General features: G+C 73.3%; 16 protein-coding genes and 1 tRNA gene. 12 read left to right on the forward strand and 5 right to left on the reverse strand.

Annotation, left to right across the window (positions count from 1 at the left end; all coding sequences use genetic code 11):
• Window positions 1-88: 88 nt before the first annotated feature.
• From AB0447_RS01650 to AB0447_RS01675, 6 genes are all read left to right on the forward strand, one after another.
• A complete protein-coding gene (locus AB0447_RS01650) occupies window positions 89-1,252 on the forward strand; it encodes a hypothetical protein (protein ID WP_366474398.1) in 1,164 nt (387 codons plus the stop codon).
• Window positions 1,253-1,419: 167 nt separating this feature from the next.
• Window positions 1,420-1,495, forward strand: a tRNA-Ala gene (locus tag AB0447_RS01655).
• A gap of 54 nt (window positions 1,496-1,549) precedes the next feature.
• Window positions 1,550-3,304, forward strand: coding sequence for an ankyrin repeat domain-containing protein (locus AB0447_RS01660; protein ID WP_366474399.1), 1,755 nt, complete (start codon window positions 1,550-1,552; stop codon window positions 3,302-3,304).
• Between the two features lie 153 nt (window positions 3,305-3,457).
• Window positions 3,458-5,083, forward strand: coding sequence for a peptide-N4-asparagine amidase (locus AB0447_RS01665; RefSeq protein WP_366474400.1), 1,626 nt, complete (start codon window positions 3,458-3,460; stop codon window positions 5,081-5,083).
• 108 nt (window positions 5,084-5,191) lie between these two features.
• A complete protein-coding gene (rraA, locus tag AB0447_RS01670; protein WP_366474401.1) occupies window positions 5,192-5,686 on the forward strand; it encodes a ribonuclease E activity regulator RraA in 495 nt (164 codons plus the stop codon).
• A 32-nt stretch (window positions 5,687-5,718) separates the two neighbouring features.
• Window positions 5,719-6,243 carry a TerD family protein gene (locus AB0447_RS01675; RefSeq protein WP_366474403.1) on the forward strand — a complete coding sequence of 175 codons (525 nt, stop codon included), beginning with the start codon at window positions 5,719-5,721 and terminating at the stop codon, window positions 6,241-6,243.
• A gap of 103 nt (window positions 6,244-6,346) precedes the next feature.
• On the opposite strand, the gene AB0447_RS01680 is transcribed toward AB0447_RS01675, so the two are convergent.
• Window positions 6,347-7,069 carry a LysM peptidoglycan-binding domain-containing protein gene (locus AB0447_RS01680; protein ID WP_366474404.1) on the reverse strand — a complete coding sequence of 241 codons (723 nt, stop codon included), beginning with the start codon at window positions 7,067-7,069 and terminating at the stop codon, window positions 6,347-6,349.
• 357 nt (window positions 7,070-7,426) lie between these two features.
• Between AB0447_RS01680 and AB0447_RS01685 the strand changes: the two genes are divergently transcribed.
• Together AB0447_RS01685 and AB0447_RS01690 are read left to right on the forward strand one after the other, a co-directional pair.
• Entirely contained in the window at window positions 7,427-7,774 is a 348-nt protein-coding gene (locus AB0447_RS01685; protein WP_366474405.1) for a CU044_2847 family protein, read from the forward strand.
• Between the two features lie 4 nt (window positions 7,775-7,778).
• Window positions 7,779-11,936 carry a trypsin-like peptidase domain-containing protein gene (locus tag AB0447_RS01690; protein ID WP_366474406.1) on the forward strand — a complete coding sequence of 1,386 codons (4,158 nt, stop codon included), beginning with the start codon at window positions 7,779-7,781 and terminating at the stop codon, window positions 11,934-11,936.
• Here AB0447_RS01690 and AB0447_RS01695 read toward each other — a convergent pair.
• The 3 genes from AB0447_RS01695 to AB0447_RS01705 form a co-directional block, all read right to left on the reverse strand.
• Window positions 11,907-12,971: a phosphotransferase gene (locus tag AB0447_RS01695; RefSeq protein WP_366474407.1), complete on the reverse strand. Its 1,065-nt coding sequence runs from the start codon at window positions 12,969-12,971 to the stop codon at window positions 11,907-11,909. The two genes, AB0447_RS01690 and AB0447_RS01695, sit on opposite strands and share 30 nt — an antisense overlap.
• Complete coding sequence (locus AB0447_RS01700) at window positions 12,968-14,245, reverse strand: NUDIX hydrolase (protein ID WP_366474408.1); 1,278 nt, start codon at window positions 14,243-14,245, stop codon at window positions 12,968-12,970. The genes AB0447_RS01695 and AB0447_RS01700 overlap by 4 nt, the downstream gene beginning before the upstream one ends.
• A gap of 121 nt (window positions 14,246-14,366) precedes the next feature.
• Complete coding sequence (locus AB0447_RS01705; RefSeq protein WP_366474409.1) at window positions 14,367-15,281, reverse strand: dihydrodipicolinate synthase family protein; 915 nt, start codon at window positions 15,279-15,281, stop codon at window positions 14,367-14,369.
• A gap of 70 nt (window positions 15,282-15,351) precedes the next feature.
• On the opposite strand from AB0447_RS01705, the gene AB0447_RS01710 reads away from it, so the two are divergent.
• From AB0447_RS01710 to AB0447_RS01725, 4 genes are all read left to right on the forward strand, one after another.
• On the forward strand, window positions 15,352-16,350 hold the full coding sequence (locus tag AB0447_RS01710) for a LysR substrate-binding domain-containing protein (RefSeq protein ID WP_366474410.1): 999 nt from the start codon (window positions 15,352-15,354) through the stop codon (window positions 16,348-16,350).
• 42 nt (window positions 16,351-16,392) lie between these two features.
• Window positions 16,393-17,478, forward strand: a complete 1,086-nt coding sequence (locus tag AB0447_RS01715) for an S-(hydroxymethyl)mycothiol dehydrogenase (RefSeq protein ID WP_366474411.1) — start codon at window positions 16,393-16,395, stop codon at window positions 17,476-17,478.
• A 672-nt stretch (window positions 17,479-18,150) separates the two neighbouring features.
• Window positions 18,151-19,275, forward strand: a complete 1,125-nt coding sequence (locus AB0447_RS01720; RefSeq protein WP_366474412.1) for a DUF5937 family protein — start codon at window positions 18,151-18,153, stop codon at window positions 19,273-19,275.
• A gap of 224 nt (window positions 19,276-19,499) precedes the next feature.
• A complete protein-coding gene (locus AB0447_RS01725) occupies window positions 19,500-21,050 on the forward strand; it encodes a M28 family metallopeptidase (RefSeq protein WP_366474413.1) in 1,551 nt (516 codons plus the stop codon).
• A 195-nt stretch (window positions 21,051-21,245) separates the two neighbouring features.
• Here AB0447_RS01725 and AB0447_RS01730 read toward each other — a convergent pair whose 3' ends face one another.
• Window positions 21,246-22,364, reverse strand: coding sequence for an SAM-dependent methyltransferase (locus AB0447_RS01730; protein WP_366474414.1), 1,119 nt, complete (start codon window positions 22,362-22,364; stop codon window positions 21,246-21,248).
• Window positions 22,365-22,396: the final 32 nt, after the last annotated feature.

Below are 22,396 nucleotides of genomic sequence, written 5' to 3' on the forward strand. Positions count from 1 at the left end.
TCACTAGTTCTGAGGAAAACTTGAGGATAACGATCCGGTTCGGCTGAAAATCCTTCGGTCGTGGCGGGCGGGGAGCGGAGGGTCGGGGATGGCGGGTTCCGTACGGATCGAGGGGAACGCCCTGCTGTTGGGCGGAGGGGTGCAAGTCAGGTTCATCCGGACATTGCGGCTGCCGGAGTCGGGTACGCACCCGCTGCCGCCCGGCATCGGCGAGTTCCCGCTGCGGCGGATCGAGGACTGCCCCGGCCCGGTGCCGCAGGAATGGCGGGAGCGCGGTGGCGTGATCCTGCCGGTGTATCTGCGGGAAGCGATGTGGCTGAGCTTCACCGGCAGCCGGGAGCCCGCCGCCCTCCAGATCGGCGTGGGCAAGGTGTGCGCCGTGTCGGGGGAGCGGTGGACCGGTCGGCTGGCCCGTCGCCCCCAGAACTACGTGGTGCTGCCCCGGCAGCCGTGGCTGGACGGCATCAACTCCGGCACCGGCACCGTCCGCCAGTTCGTCGCCGTGCCGCTGGGGCTGGGCGCCACCGTGGAGGGCCAGGTCACCGGCGAGGAGACCACCGGCGGGGTACAGCTCCAGGCCTTCCCGCTGTCCGAGGCCCGGCTCGGTGAGTGGCGGGAGGAGCAGCGCCGGCTGGCGGCCCTGGAGGAGGAGCGGCGGGCCCGGGCCCGCGCGGCGTACGGCGCCCCCGGTGGTGCCCCCGGGGCCGCCGGGGCCGCCGGGGCCCCCGGCGGTCCGGGCGGTCTCGTGCCGGGCGGCGGCCCCGTGCCCATGCCGGCGATGGCGCCCATGGCTCCCATGGCACCGGGCGGCTACGGTGGCGCCCCGATGGCCGTGCCGCCGCCCGGCGGGCCCGCCCCGGCCGCGCCCGCCGCGATGGGCCTGGGCGTCGGCGGAACCATGAAGCAGGAGGTGTTCCAGGACGACCGACCGCTTTCCGACTGGTCGGACACCCCCGCCGGCCGGGTCTTCGTCCACCTGGTCACCCCGCCCGAGTGGCAGCGGATCACCGGCGAGCCGGCCCCGCCGTCGCCGGTCGACCGGGCCGCGTACACCCGGGCCGGACTGCCCTGGTTCGACTACTACGACCAGGACGGCACCGACCTCGCCCCCAGCGACACCCTCGGCCAGGTCAAGCCGGTGGGCGACTGGCTCGGCGACGACCACACCCCGTGGGTGCCGCCCGTCCCGGGGCAGGTCAAGCCGCTGGGCGACGTACCGCCGGGGAAGCCGGTCACCGACGGGAACTGGTGACCCGCGACCCGGAGGCCTCCGGGAACCGGCGGCCTCCGGGAACCCGGTGGTCTGCGGGAACCCGGTGGTCTGCGGGAACCCGGTGACCTGCGGGAACCCGGTGGTCTGCGGGAACCCGGTGACCTCCGGGCCGGGGCGTCCGGCCCGCTCGTTATGATCACCGCAGCAGGGCCGTAGCGCAGGGGTCGTCGCGCCAACGCAGCGAGCTGGAGGACGCCGGTTCGAATCCGGTCGGCCCTGCCACCTTTTGCCGCAGCGGCCGCCGGACACCGGCCCAGAACCGGTGGAGTGGCCCCGATGAACCAGCACACCGTGCCCGGCGGGCTCTCCCGCGAGGACGCCTCGTCCTGGCAGCGGATCCGCCGGTACGCGGTACCCCGCTGGATGATCGAACAGTCCGGAGGGCGCCGGCTCGCCGGAGACTGGCGCGGCGCCTGTACGGCCGCCAACGTCGACCCCCTCCTCGACCCCGGGGAGGTCGCCGACCGGTACGGCACGGCCGTCGCGGCCCGGCTGGCCGAGGACCTCCGGCACCTCGCCCCGGACCTGCTGCGCTGGCACGCCCCGCGCATGCTCGGCGGCAGCACCGTCCTGCAGGCCTGCCGGATCCTGCTCCTCGCCCGGTACGGGGAACCGGACGGCCCCGCCGACCCGTCCGACCCGTCCGGCCCGTACCTGTACGCCGAACTGCCGGTGATGGCCCACGGGCCGCAGCGGATCTCCCTGCGCTGCGGCCCGGTCCGCCCCGACACCTGGCAGCGCCGGCTCCGCTCGCCCCTCGAGGACTGGACCGCGGCCCGGCACCTCTGGCACGCCGGGCACACCGCCGAACTCCGGGAGCGGGTCGCGGGAGGACCCGGCCGGCTCCCGTTCTTCACCACCGCCGGCCGCCCGCTCACCCCCGGGGAACTGCCCACCGCGGACCCGGGCCCCGCCGACCCGGCCGGCCGCGCCGAATGGATCGCCGTCCTCCAGGACCGCGGAGACGAGGCCGAGGCCTTGGAAGCGGCCGGGTTCGAACCCGACCCCGGCGGCGCGCCCGGCCGGCCGTGGTATTCCGAGCCCGCATGGATCCTCGGCCGGCTCGGCGCAGGCCTGCACCGGATCGGCCCGGAGGTCCGCCGGCTGACGGAAGCCGGAGCGGGCGAACGCTTCGCCATCGCCACTCCGGGGAGCATGTACCTGCTCCTGCAGCCCGCCGGCACGCACCCGGACGCGGGCGTACGGATCGGGTACGCCCACCGGAACCTTCCGGACGGCGTGGTCCCGCTCCCCGGCCACGCCTGGCAGCGGCCGCCCGATCCGGCCCTGGTCCGGGCCGGCCTGATCACGCCCCGCGCACTGCACCCCCTGGTCGCCGCCGCCCTGTTCCCCGAGGCCGGCCCCGCCGACGGCCCGCCCGCCCCGACGGCCCCGGCCCCCGTCCGGGTCCGCTGCGGCGACGGCTGGCACGAGGTCGGCTACCGGGACGGCCGGCCGGACATGCCGCACACCGAGCAGGAACAGCAACGAGAGCGCGCGATGCGGGCCTTCGGCGGCGCCGTCACCGGCTGCTTCGCCGTCCAGCAGGCCCTCACCGGCACGGAGGGCCGGCTGCCGCGCGCCCTGCGCGCCCAGCTGCAGGACCTCCTCCAGCACGCCCTGCACGGCGACACCCCCGGGGTGGTCGCCCTGCTGGACGCCGGCCTCGATCCGCGGGTCCGCGTGGCGGGCGGCCGCACCCTCCTGCACCTCCTGCACCTCGTCGACCACGAACGGCTGCTGCCCCGGCTGCTCGCGGCCGGCCTCGACCTGGAGGCCCACGACAAGCAGCTGCGCACCCCGCTCTACGCGGCCGTGCACGGCGGCGGCTCCCCGGACCTCGTCCGGGCCCTGCTCGGGGCCGGCGCCCGGATCGACATCACCGACCAGAGCAAGATGTCCCTGGCCCAGATGATCACCCGCTACCGGCGCACCGACCTGGCCTTCCTCGCGGAGCGCACCGAGGCCGAATGCCCGGGGATCGGGGCCGTGTGGTGGGACAGGTACAACGAGCGGATCGCCGACCGCTGAACCCCGCCCGGCCCGCCCGGCCCGGCCCGCCCGGCCCGGCCCGCCCGGCCCGGCCCACCCGGACCTGCCGTCGGCCGGGCACCGGTGGGATCCGGCCAGTTCGCTGCCCGGGACCTGGCAGTCGGGGCCCGCCCCGCGCTTCACTGCGAGGCCATGAGACGACAGAGGATCACGGTCCTGCTCGGCGGACTCCTGCTCGCCGCGGGCTCGTTGCTCGGCAGCGGCACTCCGGCCGCGGCGGCCACCCCGCCCCCGCCCGAGTTCGGCAGTGACTGGCACGACCCGCTCACCGCCGCCCCGCCCGTGGACAGGCCCGCGACCCGGTCCTGCACCCTCACCCTCGCCGAGGCGCAGTTCCGCGACTTCACCCCGTACCGGGGGAGTTACACGCCGCCCGCCGACTGCGGCAGCCACTGGACCAAGGCCGTCCTGCGGCTCGACGGGAAGGTCAAGGGCCGCCAGTACGACCGGCTCGGCAACCTCACCGTCGGCGGTGTCGAAATCCTCCGCACCTCCACCCCGCAGCCCTCGCCCGACGGCATCACCTGGTCGGTGGAGAAGGACGTCACCCGCTACCGCGACACCCTGAGCCGGCCGCAGCCCGTCGAGATGCTCATCGGCAACGTGGTCAACGAGACCTACACCGGCGTCATCGACGTCAAGGTCACCCTGACCCTCTACCCGGCCGAAGCCGCCACCGCGACGTCCGCCACCGCGACGGCCACCACCCCGTCGTCCGTCACCCCGGACCGGGTGCTCCCGCTCACCGACAACACCCTCACCACCCCGCGCAACACCGAACGCATCCTGGCCGAGGTGTACGCCACCGGCTCCGGCGGCGGCTGCGAGGAGTACTGGTACCTGACCGTGCCGGACCGGGCCCCGTACTCCTGCAAGGCGGCCGACGGCCCCCACCGGGAGGTGCGGATCGCCGTGGACGGCCGGCTCGCCGGCATCGCCGCGCCCTTCCCCACCGTCTGGACCGGCGGCTGGTCCAACCCCTTCCTCTGGTACGTCACCCCCGCACCCCGGGCCCTCGACGTACAGCCGGTGGTCTACGACCTCACGCCCTTCGCCGGACTCCTCAACGACGGTCGCCCGCACCGGATCGAGGTCTCCGTGGGCGGCGTGCCCGCCGGGCAGACCGGCTGGAGCACCCCCGTCAACGTACTGCTGTGGCAGGACGAGGCGCGGGCCGTCGTCACCGGCGCCCTGACCCGGCACGAAGCGAGCGATCCGGCCAACTCCTCGGAGTACGCGGCCGGTCCGGAGCACCGCCTGGACACCCGGGCCGGCCGGACGCTGACGGTCGGCGGATACCTGGACACCTCCCGCGGCCGGATCGCCACCACCGTCACCCGCACCCTCGCCCACACCTCCGTCCACCGTTGGACGGACGGCGAGACCCGGGACGCGCTGACCGCGACCTGGACCGACCACGAGACGGTGTCCCACGGCCGGAACACCACCCGCACCCAGCGCACCTACACCATGGACGGCGAGACCACCCTCGGCGCCGGGGACCGGCTCCGGACCGTCCTGGCCCTCGGCGACCGTGCGGACACCCTGGCCCTGCGCGACGGCCGCCGGACCTCCGTAGAGCGCCTCGACCACAGCTACACCGGCGACGCCACCTACACCACCGGCGTCCCCCGCGACCAGCGGCACGCGGTCGGCACCAGCTCCGAGCGGTACCGCCGGTACGGCACCGCCGGCTGCTACGACCGGACCGTCGGCACCGCGCAGGGCACCCTCGTCGAGGACCGCCGGCGATGCTGAGATATTGGTCCGGCTGATCGTGAACCGTCCCTCGGAGCTCCGAGAGCCCCGGCAGCTCAGGGAGCTCCGAGAGCTCCGAGGGCCCCATCGGAACAGAGAGCCGCCGCCATGACCGTCGCCCCCGTCACCCCGACCCCCACCGCCGACCTGTACGACGAGTACGGCGAGCGGCTCGCCATCTGCACCGTCCCGTTCCGCGGCATCGGCGGCCGCCGCATGTTCGCCGGGCCGGTGCGGACGGTGTCCTGCCACGAGGACAACGCGCTGCTGAGGGAGCTGGTGCACACGCCGGGCGAGGGCGCGGTCCTGGTGGTGGACGGGCGCGGCTCGCTCCGTACCGCCCTGGTCGGCGACCTCCTCGCGGGCGCGGCCGAGCGGAACGGCTGGGCCGGGCTGATCATCCACGGGGCCGTGCGGGACAGCGCGGCCCTCGGCCGGCTCGACATCGGGGTCATGGCGCTCGGCACGGTTCCGCGGAAGAGCGGCAAGACCGGCGCCGGCACCGTCGACGAGCCGGTCTCCTTCGGGGAGGTCACGTTCCGGCCGGGCGACGGCCTGTACGCGGACGAGGACGGCGTCGTGGTGCTGCCGGCACAGGAGTAGGGTGGAACACCCGGTCAAGGAGGGGAAGTTCGATGAGCGGTGTACGCAAAGGACTGGCCAGGGTCGAGGTCGCGCTGAAGTGGGACCCGAGCCCGGCCGGTGCTCCGGCCAACGACCTCGACATCGTCGCCGCGGTGTACGCCGCGGACGGCCTCCGCGGCGCTCCCGTCCACCTGGTGCACTTCGGCAACCGGGCACCCGACGGCACCATCACCCTCAGCCGGGACAGCCGGACCGGCCAGGGCTTCGGCTTCGACGAGGTGATGGTCCTCGAGCTCGACCGGATGAGCGAGGCGCTGGGGCGGGTGGTGGTCGGCGTGGTCATCCAGGGCAGTGACGGCACCCGGACCTTCGGGGACATTCCGGGCACTGCCCTCCGTATCCGGGAGGGCTACACCGACCTGGTCCAGGACGATTTCGCGGGCCTGGCGGCCGCCTCGGCGGCCACCGTCGCCGAGTTCGTCCGCGACGCCTCCGGCATCTGGAGCCTCCGTGCGGCGGTCCACGGCTTCACGGCGGACCCCGAGGAGTTCACCCGCCTGATGGGCGCCGTCTGAGCCCGCTGGGCCCGCTGGGCCTGCCTGGGCCCGCTGGGCCTGCCTGAGTCCGCTGGACCCGCCCGGCCCTGCCCGGCCCGGCGGGTCCCCTCGCGGCCTCGGCCTAGTAGGGCCCGTTCACGTTGTCGATCGAGCCGTAGCGGTCGGCCGCGTAGTTGCAGGCGGCGACGATGTTGGCGACCGGGTCGTACTGGTCGAACTTGGTGCCCGCGACGTGGTACGCCTTGAAGGTCGGCAGGATGACCTGCAGCAGGCCCTTGCTGGGGACACCGTTCTTGGCGTTGATGTCCCAGTTGTTGATCGCCAGCGGGTTGCCGCTGGATTCGCGCATGACGTTCCGGTGAATTCCGTCGTACGTGCCCGGAATGCCCTTGTCGGCCATGATCGCCAGGGATTCCTTGATCCAGCCGTCGAGGGTGTTCGGGTAGAGCGTCGCGCTGCGCTTCGTACGGTCGGCGCGGGCGGGCTCGGCCGCCCGGGCGTCCAGGGTGAGCTTGGCGCCGGGGCGGATCAGCGACGGGTTGTTGCCGATCACCGCGCGGTTGTTCTCGTAGAGCTTCTTCCAGCCGCCGCTGACGGAATGCGTTGCAGCGATCTCGGAAAGGGTGTCGCCCGCCGCCACGGTGTAGGTGGTCGTGGCCTTCACCGGCGCGGCGGCCGGTGCGGTGGTCGGCGCAGCAGCCGGGGCGGCCGCCGGGGTGACCGCCTGTGCGCCGGTCGCGCCGACGAACGGCAGGACCAGGGCGGCGCCGCCCGTCCCCGCGACGAGGAATCCACGGGAGAGCGGGTTGTTCTTGGGGCGGCGGTGCTTACCTTTTCCGGGCATGGCGCAATTCCTCAGGTATTCGTGTGACCCATCGGGATTGCGGTGACCGTAAGCGACCCGGAGGTGTCGGAACAAGAGATGAATTCCGCAGTATGACCGGTATCACTGATCAATTCTCAGAATGTATTTTGTGCCCCCATAAAGGGGTGAATCGGACATGAATTCCCGCGCCTGTGGGAGGGCTGCGGCATCGCGCCTTGCGGCGCGCCACAATTGGCGAATTCCATTGGGAAATGAGCTGCCGGACACGGGAGTTGGCCGGCCCTCATACGTACGGCCCACCCCGGATGCGGCACGCACCGGCGTCGAGGACGATCACTGCAGGACCATGGCTCTGCGCCGCGTGAAGGAGGAGCCTTGACCCAGCTGGCCCGGATTCCGCTGGAAGGCGGCGGCTCTCTGCTCGTGGAGGCTCCGGCCCCGGTGGAAGGGCCGGTCAAGGCGGGCCGCGTCAGCGATGCCATCCACGAGCTGCCGGGGACCCTGCAAGCGGCCTTGGGCTCGGTCGCCGAGGCGGCGCGCGCCACGCTCGACCAGTTGCGCAAGGCCGGCCCGGACGGGATCACCGTCGAGTTCGGTGTCGACCTCGCGGTCGAGGCCGGGGCCGTCATCACCAAGAGCAGCGCCAACAGCCACTTGAAGGTGACCGCAATGTGGACGAAGAACCCTCCCGGCAGCTCCGGTGCGGGCGAGAATCCGGGCTGACCCGATGAGCGTCCCCGGAAAGGCCCGGAACGGTGACCGCGGCTCGGCGCTGCTGGCGGCCGTGGCCCAAATCCTCGGACCGGACGACCAGGTGGCCGGAGCCGGCTTCCTGGTTGCGGAGGGAATTCTGGTCACGTGTGCGCACGTGGTCCTGGCCGCCGGATCCGGCCCCGGTGAAACCGTGCAACTGGTCTTTCCGCACGTGGATGGTGTGCCCAGGATCGAAGGGCTCGTCCTGGACGACGCGTGGCGTCCCCCCGAGGGCGAGGACGTGGCCGTCATGCGCCTCAGCGCAAGCCCGGCCGGTGCGGATCCGCTGCCCTTGGGCTCCGCGGCCGGCTGCCGGGGCCACCAGGTGCGCTCGTTCGGGTTCCCCGTCCAGGCCCCGCCGGGCGGGCACTTCGGATTCGGTGTGGCCGGCGATCTGATCCCGGCCACCGAGAACCGGGGCAGCCACCTGCAGTTGACCGCCGCGAACGACCTGACCACCGGCTTCAGCGGCGGGCCGGTCGTCGACGAGGTGACGGGCCTGGTCATCGGCATGCTCACCGAGATCACCGCCCCCGACGAGCACGAACGGGGACAGGGGATCGCCTATGTCACGCCGACCCAGGTGCTGCGGGCCATCCGCCCCGAACTCACCGAGCAGGACCTGTGCCCCTACCGGGGACTGGAGTCGTTCACCGCCGAACACGCCCAGTGGTTCGAGGGGCGGAAGGACGCGGTGCGGCAGGTACTGGCGAACCTCGCCGATCAGCAGCGGGTGACGCTGCTGCTCGGGCCCTCCGGATCCGGCAAATCCTCCCTGATCCAGGCGGGCGTCCTGCCCGCGCTGGCGGCGGGCGAACTACCCGGCAGTGACACGTGGTTGCCCGTACTCACCCGGCCGAGGCAGGACCTGCTGGCCGAACTCGAGCGCGCCGGACTGCCCGGAGCCGGCAGCGACGGGATCACCGCAGCAGTTACCCGCAGACTCGCGGCCGAACCCGACTGCCGGCGCCTCGTACTGATCATCGACCAGTTCGAAGAACTCCTCACCCAGCCCTCGGCCGACGGCCAGTGGGAGCGCCGCCTGGCCGCTACGGACCAGATCACCAAGGCGGTCACCTCACACGCCGAGCTCAGCGTGATCCTCATCATGCGCGACGACTTCTACCCCCGGCAGGCGGCCCTGGCGCCCAAGCTGCTGGAAGTGGCGATGCCGGGACTCCTCAACATGCCGGGCACCCTCAGCCAGGACGACCTGCACGACATCATCACCCTGCCCGCCCGGAAGGCGGGCGCCCACTTCGAGCAGGGCCTGCCGGAGCAGATCATCGCCGACGTCCTGGCCACCACCCCCGAGGGGGGCGCGGCCCGCCGGGCGCCCGTCACCGTCCTTCCCCTGCTGGAGCTGACCCTCAGCCAGCTGTGGCAGAGGCGCCACGACGGATACCTCACCCACGACGCGTACCGGCGCATCGGCGGAGTCACGGGCAGCCTGACCACGTGGTGCGACACGGCCCTCAACCAGCTGCCCCCCGACCACCGCCCCATCGCCCAGCGCATCCTGACCTCCCTGGTGCGACCGGCCGACACGCGCCACAACATCCCCGCCATCCGCGAGCAGGTCCCCCTGGAGGACCTGCGCGAAATGGCGGCCGACGTGAGCGGTGAGCCTGATAACGGCGAAGACATCGACGACGTCCTCGCCGCCCTCACGCGTCACCGCATCATCACCACCCACACACCCCACATCTCCCTGGTTCGCGACACCGCTCCCGCGCAGCCGGTGGCCGAACTGATCCATGACGCCCTCATCCGCGACTGGGGCACCCTGCGTGAATGGGTCCGTCAGGACCACCACTTTTATGAGTGGCTCGCCCACACCCTCGAACAGCGGGCCCGATGGGCCGAGGGGAACGATCCGGGAGACCTGCTCGGGGGAACAGCACTGGCAGAAGGCCTCGAATGGTCGCAGCAACGCCGGCTGCCGGCCGATATCGCCGCCTTCCTCGCCGCCAGCAAGGAACACCAGCAGGCCGCCATCCGGCGCAGCCGACGCCTCAACGCGATCCTGGCCGGCCTGCTCGTCCTCGCGCTCGTCGCCGTGGGAGGAGCCGTCTGGCAGTGGCGGACGGCCATCGATCAGCGACAGGCAGCCCTGTCCCGTGAGCTCGTCGCCCGGTCCACCACGCTCATCGACGCAAACCCCGACCTTGCCTCGCTGCTGGCCATCCAGGCCTACCGCACCAGCCCCAATCCCGAGGCCGTCGAAGGCCTGCGGAACGCTGCCGCTCTCCCGCTGCAGCGGCGCTTGACCGGCCACAGCAAGGGGGTGCGGCTGGCGGTATTCAGTCCTGATGGACACACTCTTGCCACGGGTGGCGATGACAAGACCGTGCGATTGTGGGACGTGGCCACCAGCAAACCCCGCAGGATCCTGAAAGGCCACACCAACGCGGTGACCTCGGCGGCGTTCAGCCCCGACGGGAGCACCCTCGCCACCGGCAGCCACGACAAGACCGTGCGGCTGTGGGACGTGGATACCGGCAAGCCCCGCGCCACCCTGAAGGACCATACCCACCTGGTGTGGTCGGTGGCGTTCAGCCCTGACGGAAGCACCCTCGCCACCGGCAGCAGCGACAAGACCGTGCGGCTGTGGGACATGGCCACCCTCAAGAGCCGCACCCCCCTCGACGCTGCCGCCGGGGTGGTCTCGGTGGCGTTCAGTCCCAATGGACGCACCCTCGCCACCGGCAGCGAGGACGGCATCGCGCGGCTGTGGGACGCGGCCACCGGAGCGGAGCGCGCCAAGCTCACGGGCCACACCGACAGGGTGTTTTCCGTGGCGTTCAGTCCCGATGGAGGCACCCTCGCCACCGGCAGCGAGGACACGACCGCGCAGCTGTGGGATGTGGACACCGGCAAGCCCCGCGGCGACGCCATGTCAGGCCACGACGAGGGGGTGAGGGCGGTGGCCTTCAGTCCCGACGGGAGTACCCTTGCCACCGGCAGCTTCGACAACACGGTGGGCCTGTGGGACGCGGCCACCGGGGTGTACCGCGCCTACCTGCCCGGCCACACGGGAACGGTGCATTCAGTGGCGTTCAGTGCCGATGGACGCACCCTTGCCACCGGCAGCGACGACAAGACCGTGCGGTTGTGGAACGTGGCCACTGGAGGGAAGCACACAATCCTGACGGGCCACACGGAGCTGCTGTCCTCGGTGGCGTTCAGTGCCGATGCACGCACCCTTGCCACCGGCAGCAGCGACAAGACCGTGCGGTTGTGGGATGTGGACACCGGCAAGACCCGTGCCATCCTCAAAGGCCACACCATCGGGGTGGCCTCGGTGGATTTCAGCCCCGACGGGCGCATCCTTGCCACCGGCAGTTACGACAAGACCGTGCGGTTGTGGGATGTGGACACCGGCAAGCCCCTTGCCGTCCTGAAAGACCACACTGACACGGTGCGTTCGGTGGCGTTCAGCCCCAATGGACGCATCCTTGCCACCGGCAGCGACGACAAGACCGTGCGGTTGTGGAACGTGGACACCGGCAAGCCGCGTGCCACCCTGAAGGACTTCACCGACGCGGTGACCGCGGTGGCGTTCAGCCCCGATGGGCGCACCCTCGCAGTCGGCAGCGACGACAACACCGTGCGGCTGTTGAACGTGGACACCGGCAAGCTCCGCGTCGCCCCCCTGACCGGCCACGCCGACTTCGTGTGGTCGCTGGTGTTCAGCCCTGATGGACGTACTCTCGCCACTGCCAGCAGCGACATGACCGTTTGGCTGTGGGACGTGGACACCGGAGCGAACCGCGCCACCCTGACGGGCCACTGGCACTCGGTGAGTTCGGTGGCGTTCAGTCCGGACGGGGGCACCCTGGCCACCGGCAGTCTCGACTTCTACGTTCGGCTGTGGGATGTGAACACCGGCAAGACCCGCGTCACCGTGCCGCAGGTCGCTTCGGTGCATGCAGTGGCGTTCAGCCCTGACGGACGCATCCTCGCAGCCGGCAACTTCGACACCACGGTGCGGCTGTGGGACGTCGTCTTCCTCAAGCCTGCCGAAGCCATCCAGAAGATCTGTCGTGCCGTCAACCGCGACTTCACCCCGCAGGAACGGAAGGGATACCTCCCAGACCCGTCAGTCGGCCCCGTGTGCCCCGCCGGCTGACCCCGGCCCCAGCGCCCGCACCACCTCCCCCTCCGCCTCCGCCAGCCGCTCCAGCAGCAGCCCGATCGCCCGGTCCCGGTGCAGCGCATAGGTCCGCAGGGGCCGGGTCACGGACTCCGGGTGATCCAGGGGTTCGCCCAGCGGGTACGCCGACCCGGCCAGCGCGCACAGGGCGATCCGCGGTACGGCGGCCAGTTCGGCGAGCGGGAAGTCCGGGCGGGCCGATCGGTAGGCGGCGGTCAGGCGGGCCAGGCCGGCGGGCCAGTCCTCGCGGGTGACCACCGTCCGGGGGTCGCAGCCGATGCGGGCGATCTCCCAGGCCGCCGCCCGCGGGCGGGGCGGACGGAAGTCGATGACGGCGGCCACCCGTTCCCCGCGCAGCAGCAGGTTGGGGGAGGCCAGGTCGCCGTGTACGGCCTGGACGGTCAGCCGGGCCGGCAGGGCGGCGGCCAGTGCGTCGATCCGGGGCAGCAGGGCGAGCCGGTCCCGGGCGGTGGCCAGCGCCCAGCCCTCGAAGCCCTCGCGCGGCTGTTCCTCGTAGCGGCCGATCAGCCGGCGCAGCCGGGCCCGCTTCGCCGGCGGGTCGTACACGGCGGTGGGCGGGGCGGACCGCGGGCGGCCGGCCGGGTGGCGGGCGAGTGCCGTGTGCAGCCGGGCCAGGGTTTCGCCGACCGCGGCCCAACGGCCGCCGTGCAGGCCCCCCTCCGCCGTCTCGGCGCCCTCCACGTAGGCGGAGACGGAGACCGCGGCCGATGAGAGCGGGCCCCCCGGTCGCTGCGCGATCAGCCGGCCGTCGGCGGCCGCCCGTACCTCCGGCACCGGCACCCCGGCCCGGCCCGCGAACCGGCCCAGTTCCAGGGCCTGTTGTTCGGCCGCCAGATCGGCCCCGGGCGGATACGCCTTGACGAACCAGCGGCGCCCGCCGGAATCGGTCACGATGTGGTTCACGGTCGCGGTGCCGGAGGGGCCCGGCTCGACAGCCTGCGGGGTCAGCGCGTACGCCTCGGCGAGCAGCGCGGCCGTCGCGCCGTTCACTTCCGACCACCCGCGCCGGCACCGGGCGGGGACCACGGCCGGCCCGCGTACAGCTCCAGCGGTCCCGTGCCCTCGCGCAGCGCCGTCAGGCAGGCCTCGACCCGCCGCCGCAGTTTGGGCCGGAGCAGGTCCCGCAGCTCCTCCTGGCCCGCCAGCCGCCACTCCCTCAGCTCTGCCGGAGGCAGCCGGATCGAGGCGAGGGTGTTCGCGTCGAGCATCCCGCCGTCGAAGGCGAACGCCACCCGGGCCGGATACGGCGCATGGCTCGCCCAGTTCACCGCCAGCAGCCGGCCCGGCTCGAGCTCCAGGCCCAGCTCCTCCCGTACCTCCCGCCTCGCCGCGTCGCGCGGGCTCTCCCCGAGGTCGCTGTCCACCCCGCCGCCCGGCAGGTGCCACCGGCCGGCCGCACCGTAGGCGGGCTGCACCAGCAGGACCCGGCCGGACTGGTCGGTGCACAGCATGTGGGCGGCGGTGAAGGACTTGGGCCGGTTGGCCCGGTGACTGGCCGAGTCCAGGGCGTTCGCGTGTTCCAGCGCGGCCCGCCGCGCCGGATCGAGTGCGGCGGGTGAGCCCGCCTGCGGCACCCCGTTGACGAGGTGGGCGATCGACCCCGCGTACAGCGCGGCCAGCCCGGCCCGCAGCCGTGGCGCGATCCGCTCCGGCAGCAGCCGGAACGCCTCCTCCGGCGTGTGCCAGTGCGCCTCGGTCACCTCGCCGTCCGCGTAGGAGATCGCCGCGCTCTGCTCCGCCGACAGCGGTCCGACCAGGTGCACGTGCGCGACCAGGGACCGGCCCAGCACACCCGGCGCCCGCGAGTCCACGGCCAGCAGCCGCCCCACGGGCACGCTCAGACCGAGTTCCTCCTTCAGCTCCCGGGCGAGCCCCTCCTCCGGGGTCTCGGTGTCCTCCACCGTTCCGCCGGGCAGCTCCAGCCCCTCCTTGTAGGAGGGGGTCAGCAGCAGCACCCGGCCCGAATCGTCCAGGACGATCCCGGTGGCCGCGACCAGCGGGGACGGGCGGTCCGCGTAGTACGCCCGCACCTGCTCCGGCGAGGGCTGCCCGCTCGGCTCGTGCGCTTCCGGAGACTCGTACGGAACGGACAGGTCGCGCGGCTCACGCGCCTCACGCGGCTCGTGCGCGTCGTGTGTCTCGTCCGGTTCGTACGACTCGCGCGGATCATTCGGCTCGGACGGCTCGGACGGCTCGGACGGCTCGGACGGCTCGGACGGCTCACGCTCGGGTTCGGGTACGGGTACGGGTGCAGGTACGGGCACGGGCAGCTCCTCCGGCAGCGGGGCGATGCCGGTCCAACGCCGGCGCCACCCGTCCTGACACGGTCTCAGGGGGAGTGGGCAGGCGCGTGCCGGCGCTTGTGGTCCCGCGGCGCACGCCCCGTCACACGGTACTGATCACCGGCTCCAGTTCGGCGGTCCGCCGCAGCGTCTCCGCCACCGATTCCGCCCCGGCGGGCAGCAGCGGCAGCCGCACGTCCGGGCACGGGATCCGCCCCTGCGCGTGCAGCACACCCTTGACCACCGCCGGATTGGGCTCGGCGAACGCGGCCGCCGACAGCCGGGCCAGCGCATGCCCCAGCTCCCGGGCCCGCAGAGCGTCGCCCGCCTGCCAGGCGTCGGCCAGCTCCACGAACCGGGCCGTCGCCAGATGCGCCGAGGCCAGGATGCCGCCCGCCGCCCCCATCGCCAGCAGCGGCGACAGGTACGTGTCGTCGCCCGCCAGTACGTCGAACCCGGCCGGCAGGTCCCCGAGCAGCGCCACCGCCTCCTGGTCGATGCCCCCGCCGGCGTACTTCACCGCGGCGACCCCGGGCAGCGCACCCAGCGCCCGCAGTGTCGCCGCATCCAGCGGCAGACCCGTGCGGTAGGGGATGTGATAGACGATCAGCGGGACCGGACTGGACGCCGCCAGCCGCTCGAAGTGGGCCAGCACCCCGGCCGGCGAAGGCCGCACGAAGGACGGGACCGTCACCAGCGCCGTCCGCACCTCCGGCCACCGGCCGAGACGGGCCAGGGCCGCCTCACTCGCCCGCGTGTCGCTGCTCCCGGCGCCTACGGTCAGCCGGGCGCCCCGCTCCCGGCACACCCGGGCGCACACCTCCGTGACCAGATCGCGTTCGGCCGGATCCAGCGAGGCGGCCTCAGCGGTGGTCCCGAGGGCGACGATCCCGGCGGCGCCGGCGTCGAGCACCTCGTGCGCGAGGCGTTCCAGTGCTCCGGCGGCGATCCCGCCGGAGGAGTCGAAGGGCGTGACGAGCGGTACGTGAATGCCCCGGAGGGCGGTGTCCTGTGCCATGACCCGAGCGTGGCCCGCCGCCGTCATCAAATCCAGTTCGCGTTCCTTACGGAAAACGTAAGCTGAGTCGATGCTCGATGTACGACGCCTGCGCCTGCTGCGCGAACTCGCCCGCCGGGGCACCATCGCCGCCGTCGCCGAGGCCCTCGCCTTCAGCCCTTCGGCCGTCTCCCAGCAGCTCGGCGTCCTCGAACGCGAGGCCGGGCTGCCGTTGCTGGAGCGGACCGGCCGCCGGGTCCGGCTCACCCCGGCCGGGATGAATCTGGTCCGGCACGCCGAAGCCGTCCTGGAACGCCTCGAACGGGCCGAGGCCGAACTCGCCGGGGCCCGCGACGGCCTGGCGGGCGTGCTGCGGATCGGAGCCTTCCCGACCGCCACCCGGGCCATCGTCCCCGCCGCCCTGGTCTCCCTGGCCCGCCGCCACCCGCGGCTGGAGCCGATGGTCTCCGAAACCGACCCGGCGGCGGTCGCCCACGCCCTGCGGGCCGGCGACCTGGACGTGGCCCTGGTCCACGTGTACGACTTCGTGCCCGCACCGGAGGAACCGGGCCTCACGACCGAACCGCTCTGCGCGGAGGCCATGTACTTGGCCACCCCCTCCGATTCCGCCGATTCGGCCGATTCCGCCGATTCCGCCGATTCGGCCGGGGTGGTCGAGGGGGACCAGTCGGCGGGGGCACAGCAGCCGGCCGAAGGGGAGCAGGAGGCCGTACTCCGCCGCCGGCAGCACGCGCCCTGGATCACCGCCACACCCGGCACCCTGTGCCACGCGATGACGGTACGGGCCTGCCAGGCCGCCGGGTTCACCCCCCGGATCCGGCACCAGGCCGACGAGTTCGCCACCGTCCTCGCCCTGGTGGCCGCCGGCCAGGGCGTCGCCCTCGTCCCCCAGCTGGGCATTCCCCGGCTCTCGCTCTCCGAACCGGATCCGGCGGTCCGGCTCACCCGGCTGCGCAGCCGGCGTCGCACCCGGATCGCCTTCCGCCGCGGCGCCGCCGGCCACCCGGCCGTCGCCGCTTTCAGCGCCGCGCTGCGCGAGGCCGTACCGCCCGAACTCCCGCAGGAGTAACGTTCGACGGTCCGGCACGGAACGAAACGAACGGGGTACGACGTGACGCATCGGGTACGAGGAGTCATCGCGCGGAGCAAGGGCGCACCGGTGGAGACCACCACCGTGCTGGTGCCCGATCCGGGGCCGGGCGAGGCGCTCGTCCAGGTCAAGGCCTGCGGGGTCTGCCACACGGACCTGCACTACCGGGAAGGCGGGATCAACGACGAGTTCCCGTTCCTGCTCGGCCACGAGGCCGCAGGGGTGGTCGAGGCGGTGGGACCGGACGTCACCTCCGTCGCCCCCGGCGACTTCGTGGTCCTCAACTGGCGTGCGGTGTGCGGCCGGTGCCGGGCGTGTCGGCGCGGCCGGCCCTGGTACTGCTTCGCCACCCACAACGCCGTCCAGCCGATGACGCTGGAGGACGGCACCCCGCTGGCCCCGGCGCTCGGCATCGGAGCCTTCGCCGAGAAGACCCTGGTCGCGGCCGGCCAGTGCACCAAGGTCGACCCGGCCGCCTCGCCGGCCGCGGCGGGCCTGCTCGGCTGCGGGGTGATGGCCGGCCTCGGGGCGGCCCTCAACACCGGGAACGTCGGGCGGGGCGACTCGGTCGCGGTCATCGGCTGCGGCGGAGTGGGCAACGCGGCGGTGGCCGGGGCCCGGCTGGCCGGCGCGGCGAAGATCATCGCGGTGGACCTGGACGACCGCAAGCTGGGGTGGGCGACGGGGCTCGGGGCCACCCACACGGTCAATGCGCGGACCGAGGACGTGGTGAAGGCGATCCGGGCGCTCACGGACGGCCACGGCGCGGACGTGGTGATCGAGGCGGTCGGCCGCCCCGAGACCTACGAACAGGCCTTCTACGCCCGTGACCTGGCGGGCACGGTCGTCCTGGTCGGCGTCCCGACGCCGGACATGCGGCTGGACCTGCCGCTGCAGGACGTGTTCGGGCGTGGGGGTGCGCTGAAGTCGTCGTGGTACGGGGATTGTCTGCCGGAGCGGGACTTTCCGCTGCTGATCGACCTGTACCTGCAGGGGAGGTTGGACCTGGACGCGTTCGTGTCGGAGAGGATTGGGCTGGAGGGGGTGGAGGAGGCGTTCGGGCGGATGGAGCGCGGCGAAGTCCTCCGCTCGGTGGTCGAGTTCTAACTCCCCCCTGCCGGCTTGCCGGCACCCGGACCCCGGCCGGCCGAGCCCCAAGCTGCCCGGACCGGCCGGGCTCCCGGGGCCCCACGCTGCCCGGACCGGCCGGGCTCCGCCGGGCCCCACGCTGCCCGACCGGCCGGGACCGGCCCGGCCACGCTGCCCGGACCGGCCCTGGCGCTGTTGGCCTGGCGTGGCGCGGCTTGGCCCGGGTCCTGCCCCGCCTTGCCGGGTCTCGGGCCCTGGCGGGTCCGGTATGGCCCCCGGCCCAACGGTCCCGGCATTGCCTGGCCCCCTGTCGTGTCCGGCCTTGCCGAACCGCGACCTGTCTGGCCCGGCCCGGCCAGGGCTCTCGACCGGGGCGGGGCGGAGCGGGGGCCCTGCGGGGTTTTCCCCCACCCCGCCCCTTCCCGTAACCGGGCTCTGCCCGGACCCGCGCCTCAAACGCCGGCGGGGCTGGAGTTGCCTGCGGCAATCCAGCCCGCCGGGGGTACCCACCCAGCCTCGCCGGCGTTTGAGGCGCGGGTCCGGGCAGAGCCCGGTTACGGGAAGGGGCGGGGAGGGGAACAGCTCCGCGCAGCGGCAGCCCGCAGGGCGAGCCGGGCGGGCTCGGATGGGTGCCCCGCAGATGGACCTGTCCGGGGGTGGCCGGGACGCGGGCCCCGGCAGAATGGCGCAATGAGCGTCACCATCGACATCGCCGGGCTCCCCACCGAGCAGATCTCCTTCGCGGCCTCCCCGCTCGCCGAGCTCTGCATGGCCCTGCACGCGCTCTCCCAGCCCGCCCACCACCCCGGGCTGTCCTCCTGGACCACCGCCACCTCCGCCGCTCTCGATCCGTGCCTCGCGGACCGGCTGCTGGAGGCGGATTTCATGTGGCGCAGTTCCTTCGCGGACATCTTCATGCCGTTCGCGGGTGTCCCTGGCGGGACCGGGCTGCCCGCGGCCACGCTCGCGGAGGAACTCGACGTACTCGACCGGATGGACGACGAGCGGTTCGTGATGGCCGCCCTGGAGCACTGCTGGATGGCGCTCTACAACGAGGGCGGCGGGCCGTCGCCGCTGAAGGATGCCGGTGCCCGCGCCAAGGCCCTGGAGACGGCCGCCGCGCGCGGTCCGCGGCAGCTGGAGTTCTCGATCCGGCTGCTGGACGATACGGCGGCGGTACGGGCCTGGCTGCGGCGGCTCGTCGAGGACTGCGACGAGGCCTTCTTCGCCGACACCTGGCGGCGGGTCGGTCCGCAGCAGACCGCCGATGCCCGGCACAAGACGCAGGTGCTGCGCCGCAAGGGGCTGCCGGCGGTGCTGAAGGAGGTGTCGGCGGCGCTCTCGGTGGACGAGGAGCAGACCAGGATCACCGTGGACAAGCTGGTCAACGGAACGGCCACGGCGACCGATCCGGCCGTCGGCAGCGGACTGGTCTTCATACCCACGCACTTCGGTCGGCCGCACCTCCTGGTGCTGCACGCGCGCGGCTGGCGCCCGGTGGTGCACTACCCGCTCGGCTCGCCCGAACTGCTCGCCGGTGCCGCCTCGGTGGAGCTGCTGCAGCTGCGGATGGATGCCCTGGCCCATCCGATGCGGATGATGCTGTGCCGGAGCCTGGCGCGGGCACCGTACTCGACGGGCGAGTTGGCGAACGCGCACGGGATCACCTCGCCGGAGGTGTCGCGGCACCTGTCGGTGCTGAAGAAGGCCGGGCTGCTGCACACGCGCCGACAGGGCCGTTATGCCCAGCATCAGTTGGATCTGTCCATAGTGGCGCGGATCGGCTCGGACTTCGTCGAGGGCATTCTCCGCTAGCCGGAACCCCTGCCCGACGAGGAGCGAACCGGCCGGTCCGCGACCGTGTCGATACGGCGACTCCGTACCGATATACGGATTTCATAAACCGGAATCAGCGAAAACTCTGGCCAGAGTGGCGCCTTGGTGTCTACCGTGCGTCCACCACTCCCCCCACACAGTGCGCCGGTGCCCCCGCATGTCCGCAGACCTGCATTCCACCTGCCTGTCGTGAAAGGACTTCCATGCCCTCACGCCGTATAGCCGTAGCCACCGCCACCCTGGCTGCCGCAGCCCTCGTCTCGCCGCTGCTGCTCGCCGGCCCGGCCGGTGCCACCAGCCCGCAGAGCGACGCCGCCCGCGCCGACGCGCTCGCCAAGAAGCTGGTCAAGGAGGCGACCGGCAAGGGCGCCAACAACCACCTCAAGGTGTTCCAGTCGATCGCCGACTACAACAACGGCAACCGGGTCGCCGGCTCGAAGGGCCACGAGCAGTCGGCGAAGTACGTCGAGGCCGTGCTGCGGGGCTCCGGCTACCAGGTCACCAAGCACGAGTTCGACTTCGTGTACGTCGAGACGATCGCGGAGAAGCTGACCGTGAACGGGGCGGCCGGCCGGGACGTCCCGATCAAGCTGATGACGTACACGGCGAGCGGCCCGGCGGACGGTGTGACGGCCCAGGTCGCCGTCGCCCCCGTGGACGCCGACGGCACCAACGGCTGCGAGCCCGGCGACTTCGCGGCCGGCGCCTTCACCGGCAAGATCGCCCTGGTCAAGCGGGGCGGCTGCACCTTCGCCGTGAAGCAGGCGAACGCGGCGGCGGCCGGTGCGGTCGGCGCGGTCATCTACAACAACACCGCCGGCGCCCTCAACGGCACCCTCGGCGACCCGTCCCTGGGCAAGGTCCCCACCGGCGGCGTCACCCAGGAGGACGGCGAGAAGCTGGCCGCCGAGGCGGCGGCCGGACCGGTCGAGGTCACCCTGGACATCCGCGAACTGCGGGAGAACCGCAAGACGTACAACGTGGTGGCGGAGACCCGCGGCGGCGACGCGAACAACACGGTGTTCCTCGGCGCCCACCTGGACTCGGTCGCGGCCGGCCCCGGCATCAACGACAACGGGTCGGGCTCGGCGGGCATCCTGCAGGTCGCGCAGCGGCTCGCGCCCAGCCAGAACAAGATCAAGAACAAGGTCAAGTTCGCGTGGTGGTCGGCGGAGGAGTTCGGGCTGCTCGGCTCCGAGGCGTACGTCGCTTCGCTGACGGACGAGCAGAAGAAGCAGATCAAGCTCTACCTGAACTTCGACATGATCGCCTCGCCGAACGCCGCGTACTTCGTCTACGACGGTGACGACTCCGACGCCACCGGCGCCGGGCCCGGCCCGGAGGGCTCGGCCCAGCTGGAGCGGGGCATCACCGACTTCCTCGACTCGAAGCAGATCCCGCACGAGGGCACGGACTTCACCGGGCGCTCCGACTACGGGCCGTTCATCGAGGTGGGCATCCCGTCGGGCGGCACCTTCACCGGCGCCGAGGGCATCAAGACGGAGGCGCAGGCCGCCAAGTTCGGCGGGCAGGCGGGCGTCGCGTACGACGTGAATTACCACGCGGCGGGCGACACCATCGACAACATCGACCAGAAGGCGCTGGACATCAACGTCGACGTCATCGCGGACGCGGTGGGCCACTACGCGTTCGACCTGGCGCCGCTGTCGAAGCCGGTGGTCTCGGAGCCGACGGACGGGGACGCGGGCAGCGGCGGCGGCCTGCACGACGGCCACGACCACGTGACGGAGTAACCCCGACCCGGCTTTTCCGGCCCCCGGCGCGCCTGCGCGCCGGGGGCCGACCGCATCCGGCCCGCGCGGCGTTTGAGCGCACCGGGCGCGGAGGCCCGTGCGAGCTGAGCCGCCCCTGCGGGCGGTCCCGGGGTTCCGCCCCGGACCCCGCGCCTCAAACGCCGGCGGGGCTGGATCAGCGGGGCCGGGTGGCGGTCACGCCGCAGGAGCGGGGGGCTGCCAGGTGGGGATGCCCACCGGTTGGAGGAGCCAGCCGAAGTCGCCCAGGCCGCCGCGGGCGGTGAGTTCCGCCGCCTCGCCCGCCGAGGCGAGTGCCCGGACGTATGCCGCCGGGTCCGTCGAGGCCAGGGCGAGCGGCGGGCGGCTGCCCGAGACGCCGAGGCCCGCCAGCGCCTCACGCTGGGTGAGCAGTACGGGCTGGCCGGGCGCGCGGGCCGCCGACGCGCCCGCCGAGGCGCAGGCGTCCAGCGCCACGTGCGCCGTCACGTCGCAGCTGCCGTCCGGCACCGGCCGGCACTCCCGCCCCCCGCGGAACCCGGCCAGCGTCCCCCACTCCGGCCGCGCCGACGCCGTGTGCGCGTAGTCCACCGCCACTGCCAGGCCGCGGGCGAGGGAGGCCACGGCGGAGGCCCAGGCCTCGTCCCGGGTGCGGCCGATCTCGGCGCGGCAGCCGCCGGTGACGGCAGGGCCGGCCGTGGCGCCCTCGTCGCCCGCGCCGCCCGTGGCGCCCGCACCGGCAGCGTCGCCGGTGACGGCCGCACCCGGCCACCAGCGGTCCAGCCAGGCCCGGTCCTCCGCCGTGAGGGGGCCGCCGGGGGTCTCCGTCCCGTCCGCCGGGGCGACCAGCACGTACCGCCCGTCCTCCGCCACGTCCAGCGGTACGTTGTCCAGCCACTCGTTGGCGAACAGCAGCCCCGTCGCGCCTTCGGGGGGTTCGGGGACCCACCCGATCCGGGGGTCGAGGCCCGCCGGGCGGGCCGCGCGTTCCACCGCGTACGGGCGCACCCGCCCGGCCACCTCCGGCGGGAGCGCCGCGAGGACCCCGGTCAGCAGCTCCGCCCGCCCCGCGCCCACGTCCACCAGGTCCAGCACCGCGGGCCGGCCCAGCTGCTCGTCGACCCAGAGCAGCAGCCGCGCCACCGCCCCGGCGTACAGCGGGGACGCGTGCACGGAGGTGCGGAAGTGCCCGGCCGGGCCCGGCCCGGCCGGCCGTACGTAGAAGCCGTCCGGCCCGTACAGCGCCGATTCCATGGCCGCCCGCCACCCGACCGCAGGCCGCCCCGCGCCCCCACCCTCAGTGCTCTCCGTGCTCATCCCACAAAGGTTATGCTCGCCCTCCACCTTGG

This window comes from Streptomyces sp. NPDC051211, from assembly GCF_040689505.1.
In the GTDB taxonomy this organism is placed as follows: domain Bacteria; phylum Actinomycetota; class Actinomycetes; order Streptomycetales; family Streptomycetaceae; genus Streptomyces.